The 12,367-nt window shown below is 41.2% G+C and carries 13 protein-coding genes; 2 read left to right on the top strand and 11 right to left on the bottom strand.

Translation table 11 applies throughout. The annotated features are described in order from the left end of the window. Window position 1: 1 nt before the first annotated feature. The 9 genes from L0Z67_RS06930 to L0Z67_RS06890 form a co-directional block, all read right to left on the bottom strand. A complete protein-coding gene (locus tag L0Z67_RS06930; protein ID WP_062570768.1) occupies window positions 2–910 on the bottom strand; it encodes an ABC transporter ATP-binding protein in 909 nt (302 codons plus the stop codon). Beyond that, window positions 907–1,725, bottom strand: a complete 819-nt coding sequence (locus L0Z67_RS06925; protein WP_062570767.1) for an ABC transporter permease — start codon at window positions 1,723–1,725, stop codon at window positions 907–909. The genes L0Z67_RS06930 and L0Z67_RS06925 overlap by 4 nt, the downstream gene beginning before the upstream one ends. A 115-nt stretch (window positions 1,726–1,840) precedes the next feature. Then, complete coding sequence (locus tag L0Z67_RS06920; RefSeq protein ID WP_193988671.1) at window positions 1,841–3,019, bottom strand: cystathionine beta-lyase; 1,179 nt, start codon at window positions 3,017–3,019, stop codon at window positions 1,841–1,843. 17 nt (window positions 3,020–3,036) lie between these two features. Continuing rightward, window positions 3,037–3,954 (bottom strand): NAD(+) diphosphatase, encoded by a 918-nt coding sequence (nudC, locus tag L0Z67_RS06915; protein ID WP_062570765.1) that lies wholly within the window; start codon window positions 3,952–3,954, stop codon window positions 3,037–3,039. A 113-nt stretch (window positions 3,955–4,067) separates the two neighbouring features. Next, window positions 4,068–4,862: a glucosamine-6-phosphate deaminase gene (gene nagB, locus L0Z67_RS06910; protein ID WP_062570764.1), complete on the bottom strand. Its 795-nt coding sequence runs from the start codon at window positions 4,860–4,862 to the stop codon at window positions 4,068–4,070. 203 nt (window positions 4,863–5,065) lie between these two features. Next, entirely contained in the window at window positions 5,066–6,196 is a 1,131-nt protein-coding gene (gene nagX, locus L0Z67_RS06905) for a transmembrane glucosamine N-acetyltransferase NagX (protein ID WP_405128619.1), read from the bottom strand. 60 nt (window positions 6,197–6,256) lie between these two features. Continuing rightward, window positions 6,257–7,369, bottom strand: coding sequence for an N-acetylglucosamine-6-phosphate deacetylase (gene nagA, locus L0Z67_RS06900; RefSeq protein ID WP_193988670.1), 1,113 nt, complete (start codon window positions 7,367–7,369; stop codon window positions 6,257–6,259). Next, a complete protein-coding gene (gene nagK, locus L0Z67_RS06895; RefSeq protein ID WP_062570761.1) occupies window positions 7,369–8,283 on the bottom strand; it encodes an N-acetylglucosamine kinase in 915 nt (304 codons plus the stop codon). The genes nagA and nagK overlap by 1 nt, the downstream gene beginning before the upstream one ends. A gap of 373 nt (window positions 8,284–8,656) precedes the next feature. After that, entirely contained in the window at window positions 8,657–9,160 is a 504-nt protein-coding gene (locus L0Z67_RS06890) for an NYN domain-containing protein (protein ID WP_193988668.1), read from the bottom strand. Between the two features lie 153 nt (window positions 9,161–9,313). On the opposite strand from L0Z67_RS06890, the gene L0Z67_RS06885 reads away from it, so the two are divergent. After that, window positions 9,314–9,931 carry a hypothetical protein gene (locus tag L0Z67_RS06885; protein WP_405128618.1) on the top strand — a complete coding sequence of 206 codons (618 nt, stop codon included), beginning with the start codon at window positions 9,314–9,316 and terminating at the stop codon, window positions 9,929–9,931. Then, window positions 9,928–10,677, top strand: a complete 750-nt coding sequence (locus L0Z67_RS06880) for a DUF3307 domain-containing protein (RefSeq protein ID WP_062570758.1) — start codon at window positions 9,928–9,930, stop codon at window positions 10,675–10,677. Before L0Z67_RS06885 ends, L0Z67_RS06880 begins: the two co-directional genes overlap by 4 nt. A 1-nt stretch (window position 10,678) precedes the next feature. Here L0Z67_RS06880 and L0Z67_RS06875 read toward each other — a convergent pair whose 3' ends face one another. Continuing rightward, window positions 10,679–11,722 (bottom strand): S66 peptidase family protein, encoded by a 1,044-nt coding sequence (locus tag L0Z67_RS06875; protein ID WP_405128617.1) that lies wholly within the window; start codon window positions 11,720–11,722, stop codon window positions 10,679–10,681. Window positions 11,723–11,841: 119 nt separating this feature from the next. Continuing rightward, window positions 11,842–12,318 carry a transcription elongation factor GreA gene (gene greA, locus L0Z67_RS06870; RefSeq protein ID WP_062570756.1) on the bottom strand — a complete coding sequence of 159 codons (477 nt, stop codon included), beginning with the start codon at window positions 12,316–12,318 and terminating at the stop codon, window positions 11,842–11,844. Window positions 12,319–12,367 lie beyond the last annotated feature (49 nt).

Genomic DNA, 12,367 nt, shown 5'->3' with positions numbered 1-12,367 from the left:
ACTAACTCTCCTTATGAAAAATTTGGTTTTCGAGTGTGTGACCATTCACTAGTTGACGATACTGCCAACCTTGTTGATAACAAAACTGTAATAGATTGATATCAAATGGTTCGACAGTCTGCTCAAATTCAATGACATATTCTTTTGCCTGGCTCATATAAACATGATGCACCTGGGCAAGGCTTGCAAGCTTAGCTTCTACATCATCATAACGTTGATTCAATTGTAGTGTTATATAATGCTTATTATCTTGTGTGCTAGAACGCGCTTGATGCTCACTCAATACCCCTTTATCTAGGTGTAATACTTGCGAACATAAACGCTCAAGTTCGGTTAGATCATGGGAGCTTAAAATAAATGTGGCTTCATTGCTTAAAGAGCTCACAAGCTCACGAACCTCACGCGCGTGGATAGGGTCCAGACCTGCAGTCGCCTCATCAAGCATTACAATTTCAGGTTCACCTATAAGTGCTTGCGCAATTGTGACTCGCTTACGCATCCCGTGAGAAAGATCGTCTGGGCGCTGTTTAGCCACTTCAGATAAACCCACAAGTTCCAGAACACGTGCTGTTTCTTTTTTACGAACCGTGCCACTTAAACCTTGCAGTTGACCATAAAAATTTAATTGATGCGCAATACTAAAACGCGGATCAAGCTGTGCATCTTGTGGTAATGCCGTAAGCTTACCAAATAAAGCCGCACTACCTGGGGCGTGGCCCAACACTGATAACTGCCCCGAACTTGGTAAAATATAACCGCATAACAAACTAAATAAGGTTGTTTTACCAGCACCATTAGGGCCAACAAGTGCAACTGGCGCTCCTTTATTTATTTCAAAGCTGACATTATCAAGCGCTCGCTTAGCTCCATAGTTTTTTGATAAACCTTGTGCCTGAATTAATACTGTCATAGTGAGCTCCTTGCAAAAATTCGTTCACCCACCGCAAGCAGCACAACTGTTTGTAAAACAGGTAAACCGACCCCTAACATCATGCCTGCTCTTTGTCCCGCGACTACATCGATTTGGTAGCCAGGAAATAAATAATATAGAACGTCAAGTAAAGGCAGCTGCCAAGTAAGCAAACCAATAATAATATTGCCGCCAGCAAAAAATAAAATAGCTAACACAAATGCAAGACGAGATGAGCGCGCAAACGTATTTAGAAAACTCATTAAAGCAATAAACGGCATTACAGTAATTAGCAGAAACACTAAGAGTGTCAGGCTTCTTGAAAAACCAGAAAGAAATAAACTTGGCTCACGATACGTCAACATAGCAAGCGTTGCCATCAGAGTAACAAATAACAATGCTGCTAAGATTAATAATTGCCCTAAAAAGCGGCCAATTATAATCTCTGAACGGGTTGCCCGTAGTGACAAAAAGCGTAGCGTACCACGCTGTCGGTCTCCAACAGTTTGGTCACTACATAAAAACAAGCAAAAGCAAGGGAAGCTATATAAAGCGATTAGCCAGTACATCGCTAGCTCTGATTCAGGCCAATCTAGCAACCGGCTGATACCGATAGCACCAAACGCCTGCCTAGCAAAGTCAGCAAACTCAGGGGAGCTAATCAAATTCACAGATTCAGCTATGGGATAGCGTAAAATAAGTAACCAACAAATGGCGAATGCAGCAACCGCTAGCAAACCACGTTTGGTCAAAAATAGTCGTACAAGTTCAAATTGAGCAATTTGCGCAAGACGTTTAGGGTGTAACTGCGTCACTCACAATCCTTAATGAATATTATTATTGGAATTACACTAAGGTGAAACAGCTTGAATTACCAGAAAAAAAAGAGCCGCATTGCGGCTCTTATGTAACAAAGTATAAACTTTTGAACTACAAATGGTTCTCGTAAACACCAAGAGCTTGATCTAGATCGGCTAGCAAATCTGTTACATCTTCCAAGCCTATATGCAAGCGGATCACTGGGCCTTGCGTCCAACCTGTTTCAGAGCGGAGCCCTTTCATCGTTAAATTTGCAGTAACTAAACTTTCGTATCCGCCCCAAGAAAAGCCCATTTTAAAATGCTGCAAACTATCTAAAAACGCATCTATCGCTTGTTGATTTCCTTGCTTCATTACAAACGAAAATAAGCCATTACTCCCGTCAAAGTCACGTTTAAAGAACTCATGGCCGGGACAGCTCGCAAAGGCCGGATGGCGAATATGATCAACCAATGGGTGTGTTTCAAGCCATTTAGCAACTTCAATGGCGGCTTGCTCGTGCTGTTTTAAACGCACAGCCATAGTGCGTAAGCCACGTAATGCTAAATATGCATCATCAGCAGACGTACATTGGCCTAATAGATATGAGTTTTCTCTCAGTGTTGACCAGTATTTTTTGTTAGCAACCGCCACTCCCATCATTACATCGGAATGGCCAACAATATATTTAGTCGCAGCTTGGATACTAATGTCCACCCCATGCTCAAGCGGTCTAAAATGCAGACCATTACCCCAAGTATTATCTAGCATCGTCATGACACCACGCTCATTCGCTTTAGCGACCATAGCGGGTACATCTTGCACTTCCATGGTAATCGAGCCTGGTGATTCTAAAAATAATACACGGGTATTTTCTTTTATTAACTCATCAATGCCTGCACCGATACCTGGTGGGTAATAGGTTGTTTCAATTCCAAGGCCTGCTAATATTTTGTCACAAAAATCACGAGTTGGTTCGTAAGCCGTATCAACCATCAAAATATGATCGCCCGTTTTCACAAACGATAACAACGCATTGCTTATTGCAGCCGCACCCGATGGATAAAGTGCGCAACCTTCACCGCCCTCAAGTTCAGCAATGGCTTCTTGTAGTGCGAAGTGTGTGGTGGTACCACGGCGACCATAAAAAAGCGTTTTATCACCCCGTTTTTTAGCGGCTTCTTTTAACTCAGAAACCGAGTCGAAAACCACGGTTGATGCGCGCTGTACGACCGGATTCACCACGCCTTGGGTATATGCTTTTTTACGCCCTGCACTCACTATTTGAGTATTTTTATTTGTCTTTGTCATCGTTATTCCAATCTAGTTTACAGGTTGCGCCAATGCTCAACCAAGAATCGAGAAATAGAGTCTTGTCGGGTTAATTTTAGGTGACTGCCCTGTTCATGCCATTGGCCAAATTGATTAAGATCATCACGACTAAACCACCTAGCATCATCTAATTCATCTTTATCAACCTGAATGTCTTCTGACACTGCTGTTGCCATAAAACCGAACATGATTGAAGATGGAAAAGGCCAAGGTTGTGAAGCTATATACTGAATATCAGTGACAGCAATACCAGCTTCTTCCATGACTTCTCGGGCGACAGCTTGCTCGAGTGTTTCACCTGGGTCAACAAACCCCGCCAATGTTGAAAATACGCCCTCAGGCCAGCTTGCTTGACGACCGAGTAAACAGCGCTCAATCCCATCTGAAAAAGTTTTTTTCACTATCATAATGACGGCAGGATCAGTGCGAGGAAACGTTTGATGCTGACACGTTTGGTTCTCACATAGGCGAGAGTGCCCTGCTTCAACCATATTATTTTCATGGCCACATCGACCACAAAAACGATGGGTTGCATGCCAAAAACAAAGACCACGAGCAAGTGCAGCAATCGAGCCTTGCTTTAGTTCAACTTGAGGGCCTAACTTGCGTATATCAACAAACTCAGTACCATCAAGAACAGGGTCAATAAGTGAATCAGGCACATTGCTTACATCTAACGCAAAATGAGCAATTCCTTGCTCGTCAAGGCCAAGTAAAATACCTTTCGATAAATCAAGATGATCAACCTGAGATAGGCGCAAGTAACACACCTCAGGGCACCCTTTAACAAATAGACTCTGATTATTTTTAACAAGTAACCAGCGACTCTGAGAATTAATTTTCGCCTTTAGCCACTTAGGATCTTTTCGATGATTAGAGGCACGGTCCAGTGGCATTTGAGAGTAATTCAGCATGGCGTTCCTTTGAAATTATTTACCCCCTAAAACTACCATAAGCTGATGATAAACCCAATTTATAACAGGCATAAAAAAAGCCCAAATGGGCTTTTTTGCTCTCTCTCACAATTTTACAAGGTCGCTAGGTGCGCTTGTAGTTTTTGGTTCTCAGCTTCAATGTGCTGGTAGAACGCTAAATCTTCTAATTTACTTGCAGCTGCTTTATCAATGATAATGACAGCATCTTTATGCATTTGTAATGCAGAGGCTGGGCACTTTGCCATGAGCGGACCTTCAACCATTGCCTGTACCGCATCAGCTTTACTTTCACCCGTCGCTAATAGCACTACTTTTTTGGCTTCTAAGATAGTCCCAATCCCCATAGTGATTGATAAATGCGGTTGATATTCGCCTTCGTCAAAGAATCGTGCGTTATCATCAATGGTTGCTTTGGTAAGTGTTTTTACCCGAGTGCGCGAGGTAAGACCTGAAGACGGCTCGTTAAAACCTATATGACCGTTACGGCCAATACCAAGTAATTGCACATCAACCCCTCCTGATGCTGCAATTTTTTGCTCATATTCATTGCACGCAACTAACGGGTTGATTGCATCTCCAGGCGGAACATGCGTGTTATCTTTGTTAATATCAACGTGATTAAATAATTGCTCATTCATAAAGTATCGATAACTTTGCGGATGCTCACCTGTAAGACCTAAGTATTCATCTAAATTAAATGTTGTCGCTTGGCTAAATGAAATATCACCCGCTTTATTTTTTGCGATAAGCTCTTGGTATAACGCAACAGGTGTTGAGCCAGTTGCCAAGCCAAGTACTGATGCTGGTTTTTTTATAAGTTGTTTAGCAAAGATGTTAGCCCCGTAGGCTGCCACTTGTGCGGCATCATCAAGAATGACTATTTGCATATTGATTAGCTCTAATTATAAATTGAAAAAAAATGGGATCTAAAACCCGACCCCACGTGCAATCGAATCGAGTTTTAGATCAAACCACTGCCAGGATACGGTACAGTAGTTATAACCATTATGACAACGCTGTCATTATCACTTTTCGATTTGACTTTGTAAAGTAAAAGTGAATAAAAAATAACGTTTTCAATCAGCGTTAACTAAACACTGACAAAGATTTTTCTACGGTACATCCAATGCAACACAAGCATTTGTACAGCAAGTAATGCTACCACGGCTATTAATGGCTGCCATAAATCAGGAACCGCGCGAATAACACCACCAAAAACACTTTGGCTTACATAACCCCAGTTCACTAAGCTCGAGGCTAGGTAGATAATGATCGAATTAGCACCTATAATAACAAATGGATACGCAACTCGCTGCCCTGGTAATATATCAACCAAAGCATAAAACACGGCTAATAAAATGGCGCTCCACCCTACGGTCACCAATACAAAAGAGCTCGTCCATAACTCTTTATTTACCGGAAACTGTAAATCCCAGAGCCAACCCAAGCTTACGCTAACAATGCCTGAAATAAATAACACACCAGACATTTTCCATTCACCAATTTGTTGTGCTCGTGCAATAAGCTGCCCTGCAAACACCCCCATAAGTGCGTTAACAATCGCTGGCACATTAGACAACACGCCTTCAGGGTCTACAACGCGATTTTGATAACTAATCCCTGGTAGTAAATACTTATCGAACCATGCATTCCAACTTCCAGCAGCAGATAAGTCTCCGGCACTGCCTCCTGGTACAGGCACAAAGCTAAGCAGTAACCAGTAGCCAAGTAAAATAGATACCGCTGTTATGACTTGGGTTCGTAAGCTTGTATGCCAAACCAACATGGCACAGAAAAACCACGCAATGGCTATTCGAGCTAATACACTGGCGTAGCGTATCTCATCAAACGCCATCGGCATGCCTGTACCCCAGCCGTGATTATATAAAATACCTAAAAAACAAAGCAGTAATAAGCGCTTAATAGCTTTGCGATAATACACTTTACGCTCATCCCAACTTAAGTGTTCAATGCGTTTTGGTGCAAGCCCCATCGCAACGCCAGATAGGAAAATAAATAGCGGGAATATTAAGTCGTAAAAAGTAAAACCGTGCCATTCACTGTGCACTGTATGTGCTTCAAATAGCTTCCAGCCTGTCCAGCCTGTTAGCACAAAAAGTGCTGCAAATATTGACTGACCACCTAAGATCCAAAACATATCCATGCCGCGTAATGCATCTAGAGAAGCTAAACGTTTTTTTGTAGGTTGTGTTGTTGTCATTTTATTACCTTTAATGCAAAAAGCCCCGCGATACAACGGCGGGGTTTTTACAGGGAAGTTCTAAACTGCGTTACCTGCAATATAAGTTGCTTTTACATACTGATGCTCATCAAGTACAACAAAATCAGCATCGAAGCCATTTACTAGACGGCCCTTTTTGTTCAAACCAAGATATTGTGCAGGATACAAAGACGCCATTCTCAAGCTTTCAGCTAAACTCACATCCAATGTATTAACGGTATTGCGTACAGCACTTGCCATATCAAGCACACTGCCCGCAAGTTCGCCTGTTGTCGAATTTAAACGGTCACCGGTACGAATAACTTTTCGACCGTCAAAGAAATCAAACTCCATATCGTCAGTGCCCACAGGAGGCATTGCATCAGTTACTAACATAACTTTACCGCGTTGCTTAGTACGAATCGCTAATTTGGCTGACGATGGGTGAACATGATGACCATCAACAATTAAGCCACACCAGCTGTTATCATCCCAAAGGGCAGAGCCAACTACACCAGGCTCTCGCGAGGTAAATGCCGACATTGCATTAAATAAATGTGTAAAACCATCAGCGCCTGCGGCCAATGCTTTATTAGTCGTTGCAAAATCAGCGTTAGTGTGGCCAATACTTACTTTCACGCCACATTCAACTAATCGCGTTATATCTTCTGATCTGACATTTTCAGGTGCCAGCGTCACCATTTTTATGCCCAAGTCTTGACGTGCATAGATCGCAAACTCTTGTTCTGAAATAGGCCTTATAAACTGTTCACTATGAGTACCTTTTTTAGGTAAAGATAAATGTGGGCCTTCAAAATGAATACCTAACACACCTGGCACTGCTTGGGCAATTGCCTCTGCCGTTGCATCAGCAGCTTGTGCCATCACCTCTACTTTATCAGTAATGAGAGTTGGCATTATCGCAGTTGAACCAAATCGACCATGCGCTTTCGCAATATTGTGCAAACATTGTGGGGTTTGCTCTGCATTAAAAAATGCACCACCACCACCATTCACTTGCACATCAATAAAACCAGGCACCACGAGCCCATCTAGCTTAACCGCATCGGTACTTGTTTCAGTTAAGGTGAATACCCCATTATCTACACTAAAATAACGATCGTTTAAAAATTCTTCGCCGGTAAATAGTGACTGAGCATGAAAAATCGTCATTAAATTGCTACCTCTTGGCTTTGTTCTAACACAGACTGTTGTGCGAAATATACCGCTCCCATTTCAGGTGGTTGAATTGGGTTTTCTACAAGCTTAGCGATATCAGGGTCTAGCCATTTATTTAACGGCTCTGCTAAACCACCTATCATAGACAAACGTGGTGGTTTGTTCTCTAATAAACGGTGTGCAAGTTTACTCACATACTCTGCACCGTCTTTAACAATAGCAAGTGCCACCGCATCTTGCTCATTTGCAGCATTAAACACATAGCGAGCAAGTTTTGCATAACTACTAGATGGTTGACCTGACATTTGCTCAACAATCGCCATTGCGTTATCAGCCGAGAAATGTTCAGTAATGACTTTGGTTAAACAGGTCTTTGAGCCTAACCCATCTAAATCCAACAGCGTTGCTTTTATCGCTTCAAGTCCCATCCAAGCACCGCTGCCTTTGTCACCTAATGCAAAACCATGGCCACCAAAATTGCTGGTTTGCCCATTCACACAAGAAAAGCCACATGAGCCCGTGCCTGTGATGATGACTGCACCGTCACTGCCTTCATGAGCGCCTATACAAGCCGTATGTAGGTCAGTCGTTAAAAACATTTGTTTGAACGGGTGCTCCCACTCCATAATTTTATCGTAAAGGCTCGGCAAGTTAACACCTGCAAGGCCTAAACCTGCATAGAGTTGGTGTACCGTCTCTAACGGTAACCCAGCATCACGCAACGCTAATTGAGTTGAGACCATTATAGATTCAAGTGTGCGCTCCAAACCATGTAGTGGATTTGCCGGACCGCCTAAGCCTGTCCCTAATACGCCATGTTTTACAGAGTAAATGGTTGCTCGGCACTTTGTTCCGCCACCATCGATACCAATAAACAATTGGTCCTCACTCACACTCTTCGCCATCATTTAACGACCCCTAACCTTCGTTTAGTTTTTGTATAAATCGCACTATTTTTTCTTATCAGAATGCGAAATCATCTCAACCCATGTTGATTTAATGTTACACAATAAATGACAGCGTTGTCATTACATTTTTCATAAAAATTCGTATAACTTTCATAATTATTTCTAATTTGTTGAATTAAAAAGCTTTATTAACAGAAAAGAAATTTGAAACAGACCTAGCAATTACTTGGTATGTCTTGTTCTTATTGTTTATTTGAATTAAAAGAGCCATTCCAAGCGCATATTACTGTAACTATGAACGAGTCTAGTTCATATTAGCTTAGCCGAAATAATACTTTAGTTAAACAATTTATTTAAATAGGAATATTTATTGCTATTCTCTGCGGTTATTAAGTAACAATCCGTCGTCGATACAGTAAAAATTCTCAGCCGCATTTTTTAGTACATCAGCAGTCAAGTGTTCTGCCCCATACACATCACAAGAAATTTGATAGTTGTGTGCTAGATGCCCTAATAACAATGCAAAGTCACCATCGCCAGACAGCAACACCATTTTGTCTACTTTACGTGCATTTTCAAGCATATCAATAGTAATACCCACATCCCAATCCCCTTTTGCACTGCCATCCCGGCGCTGAATAAATGGCTTAAGTTTTACCTCAAAGCCTATTGCTCGCAAAATATTTTGAAATTGTGATTGCTTTTCATCGCCACGATAAATTGCATAGGCAATAGCACTATCAATTGTATACAGCTCCTGCATCTTTGCCCAAAAGGCGTTGTAATCGAAGTTTTTTCCATAACTTTCTTTACAGGTGTAATAAATATTCTGTACGTCGACAAAAATAGCAATTCTCGGCTTTTCAATTGTTTGCATAATACACCTTGTATAATTTATATCTTGCTACTGGAGCACGACTTACTTGTAATTCACTCAAAAGTAACCTAAATTGGTTACATGAACAACAGTAACCAAATTTGGTTACATCTGGACAAGTAACTAGTTTTAGTTACAGTAAGAGGATGCGCTATGATAGCAGTGATCACTGGGGATTTAATTAAATCACAAAGAATCCCACAACAAGAATACGATGCAATGCTATACCAACTCGATCAAAGCTTACGTTTTATTACTCAACGCTTTGAAAGTAGTTTTAGTATTTATCGTGGTGATGCTTTGCAATTACAGCTACAAACACCTGAATCTGTCTGTCATGTAGCAATACTCTTATATTTACAAATGAAAGCAGCTAACTATGAATTACGTCAAAGTATGGCCATTGGCACAGTCGATAATCCTCGCGCCGATATTAAAACAGCCACAGGAAGTGCGTATACGTTATCCGGTCAAGGCTTAGATAATATGACTCATCAGCTATTAACAATAAAAGTGGAAAATAATCATCTCGATGAAGGATTTTTACTCAATATTGCCTTCATAGAGGTATTGCTAGAAAAAATGAGCCAAAAACAAGCGAATGCTTTATTTAATTACCTTACAGCAAGCAATAATAGTCACGCAGAACTAGCAAAAGAGCTCAATACAAGCAGAGAAAATGTGACCAAATTACTAAACCTTGCTCAGTACCAATTAGTCGAACGTTTTATCAAGTACAGCCATACAATACTCAAAGGATTGATAGCATGAGCTTTACCTTATTACTTATCGCCCTATTTTTAGCGCACTTAGTTGCTGACTTTTATCTACAGCCAATGAGCTGGGTTAATGAGCGAAACAGCCGACACTTTCGCGCGACAAAACTGTATTTGCATGTTTTAACGCACGGCATTGTTTCGTTTATCATTTTAGCTCTTTGGGAGTTTAATTATGGCTGGAGTGAGCTTGCACGTGTTGTCTACGCAACACTGCTAATTATGCTTAGTCACTTCCTCATTGATTTAGCAAAATCCTATTCCAATAAAGGGGTCATTCCTTTTCTGCTTGATCAACTTGCACATAGTATTGTGCTGGTGATGCTAGCTGTGTGGTTAACCGATTATGATGAATTTTATGCGCTTATTTGGCAAAAACTGATTGCTATAGATACGCTTTTTGTTATCTGTGCTTACATACTCGTATTAAATCCAAGCTCAGTATTTATTCGCATGATGCTTGAAAAAATAACACAAGGCTTTGCTACATCTGGCAGCATCCCTGCGGCAGGCCACAGTATAGGCCTTTTAGAGCGAGGACTGATGTTAAGCTTTATACTTATGGGGGAATACGCAGGAGTAGGATTCCTACTCGCTGCAAAGTCAATTTTTCGCTTTGGTGATTTAAAAGCGAGCGAAGAAAAACAGCTCACTGAGTATGTCATGCTTGGCACTTTATTGAGCGTTTCTGTGACATTACTCATTGGTATGAGTACTGTTTATTTAGTTAAACTCTTTTGAGTTAACTTAACACCGTGTCTATTTGAACATTCGTCGCCATACCTTCACAAAGATCTGCGGTTATGGTGGCGAATGCACCATTGATCAACGCAAGGTTTGGTGCAACATGGCCAATATCAGCATCGGTCAAAACTGGGAATAAGTTACCTTGAAATGCTAACTCAATTGCCTGATATTCATCAAAGTAACAGTCGTTATTAATTGCTGGGCTACGGCCAAATATAACGGCATTGACATCAGTAAACACATCATTAAGTTTTAAAGATAATAAACACCGTGCTAACGCCATCGGACTCAGTTCTGCATTTTCTAAATAAAGAATTAATCCCTCCGGTGCATACTGCTTTTTAAACTCATGCAATGCATAGTAATTTGAAGGCAGTAATAAGCCTAGTGTGTCAATACAGCCGCCAATCAAACGACCTGATACTTCTATTTGTCGCTTATCTTTATAGTTAATACAACGCCATTGGCTTTCAGCTGTGTAGTTGAATTTCGCATCAGGTTTAGTTGCGTAATCAATCTGATCTTGCTGATAAAAAGGCGCAGCAAGTTGCTTAAATGATGCTGTTTCTTCAAGACCCATGGCGGTAAATAAAGCCGCTAGGTGTGGATCTTTATCATCGGGATGAATCTGCATTAAATTGGCACCATGCAGTGTAGCCCAGCCACATCGCGTAGTGAGTGCGCAAGCAAACGTACTGATATCGGAAAAACCGACTAACCACTTAGGTTTTGCGTTACTGATAGCGCTAAAATCTAACAAAGGTAAAATCTCCATGGTGAGATCCCCTCCCCAAGGCGGCATAATCGCAGCAATCGAGTCATCGGTTAAAAACTGCATCAATTCGGCCGCACGCTCCTTTGCACTATTGTGTTGTTGACGTAAGCAGTCTCCTTCAACAACATTAAAACCCTTCACACTTAACCCTTCGAGTACAACATCTAATCTTTTATGATATGCCTTATCGACACCAGAAGAAAAAGCACAAATGGCGATGCTATCGCCTAAAGATAGCGCTTTAGGATATTGAATTTTCACCACTATTACCTCTTCTTGTAAAGAACCTAGCAGCCAACGTACCGAATAATATACCAGAAGTAAACAGGCATAAAAAAACCGCAGTATAAAACTGCGGTTTTCATCAATGCTTGGTTAAGCTACTAAATATACTCAACTTCAATGATTTCGTACTCTACTTCACCATTTGGCGTTTTAATGGTAACGGCATCATCGACCTCTTTACCAATTAAACCACGCGCGATTGGCGAATTAACAGAGATCAAGTTGTTTTTGATATCTGCTTCATCATCACCCACAATTTGGTATTTAACCTCAGCGTCAGTGTCAACATTAACGATAGTCACTGTCGTACCAAAAATAACTTTACCAGTTTTTGGCATCTTAGTTACATCGATGATTTGTACATTTGAAAGCTTTGCTTCAATTTCTTGAATACGGCCTTCGCAAAAACCTTGTTGCTCACGAGCAGCATGGTATTCTGCGTTTTCCTTCAAATCACCGTGCTCACGTGCTTCAGCGATATCAGCAACGATTTTAGGACGGGTAACTGTTTTTAATTCGTTAAGTTCTTCGCGCAGTAATGCTGCACCACGAACCGTCATCGGAATTGATTGCATATTATTCTCACTTAATCCCAAGGGCGATTGCCTCGCCCTTGGCACATTT

The organism is Pseudoalteromonas sp. PB2-1, assembly GCF_045040605.1.
Taxonomy (GTDB): Bacteria; Pseudomonadota; Gammaproteobacteria; order Enterobacterales; family Alteromonadaceae; genus Pseudoalteromonas; species Pseudoalteromonas arabiensis.
The sequence above is the reverse complement of the archived record's forward strand: the minus strand, read 5'-3'. Positions and strand labels throughout refer to the sequence as shown.

What these genes read in the sequence shown, in the direction of transcription:
- L0Z67_RS06930 (WP_062570768.1), bottom strand. Translation starts at nt 910, where the DNA reads ATGACAGTATTAATTCAGGCACAAGGTTTATCAAAAAACTATGGAGCT.
- L0Z67_RS06920 (WP_193988671.1), bottom strand. Translation starts at nt 3,019, where the DNA reads ATGACAAAGACAAATAAAAATACTCAAATAGTGAGTGCAGGGCGTAAA.
- nudC (WP_062570765.1), bottom strand. Translation starts at nt 3,954, where the DNA reads ATGCTGAATTACTCTCAAATGCCACTGGACCGTGCCTCTAATCATCGA.
- L0Z67_RS06885 (WP_405128618.1), top strand. Translation starts at nt 9,314, where the DNA reads ATGATAGCAGTGATCACTGGGGATTTAATTAAATCACAAAGAATCCCA.
- nagX (WP_405128619.1), bottom strand. Translation starts at nt 6,196, where the DNA reads ATGACAACAACACAACCTACAAAAAAACGTTTAGCTTCTCTAGATGCA.
- L0Z67_RS06890 (WP_193988668.1), bottom strand. Translation starts at nt 9,160, where the DNA reads ATGCAAACAATTGAAAAGCCGAGAATTGCTATTTTTGTCGACGTACAG.
- nagB (WP_062570764.1), bottom strand. Translation starts at nt 4,862, where the DNA reads ATGCAAATAGTCATTCTTGATGATGCCGCACAAGTGGCAGCCTACGGG.
- nagK (WP_062570761.1), bottom strand. Translation starts at nt 8,283, where the DNA reads ATGATGGCGAAGAGTGTGAGTGAGGACCAATTGTTTATTGGTATCGAT.
- L0Z67_RS06880 (WP_062570758.1), top strand. Translation starts at nt 9,928, where the DNA reads ATGAGCTTTACCTTATTACTTATCGCCCTATTTTTAGCGCACTTAGTT.
- greA (WP_062570756.1), bottom strand. Translation starts at nt 12,318, where the DNA reads ATGCAATCAATTCCGATGACGGTTCGTGGTGCAGCATTACTGCGCGAA.
- nagA (WP_193988670.1), bottom strand. Translation starts at nt 7,369, where the DNA reads ATGACGATTTTTCATGCTCAGTCACTATTTACCGGCGAAGAATTTTTA.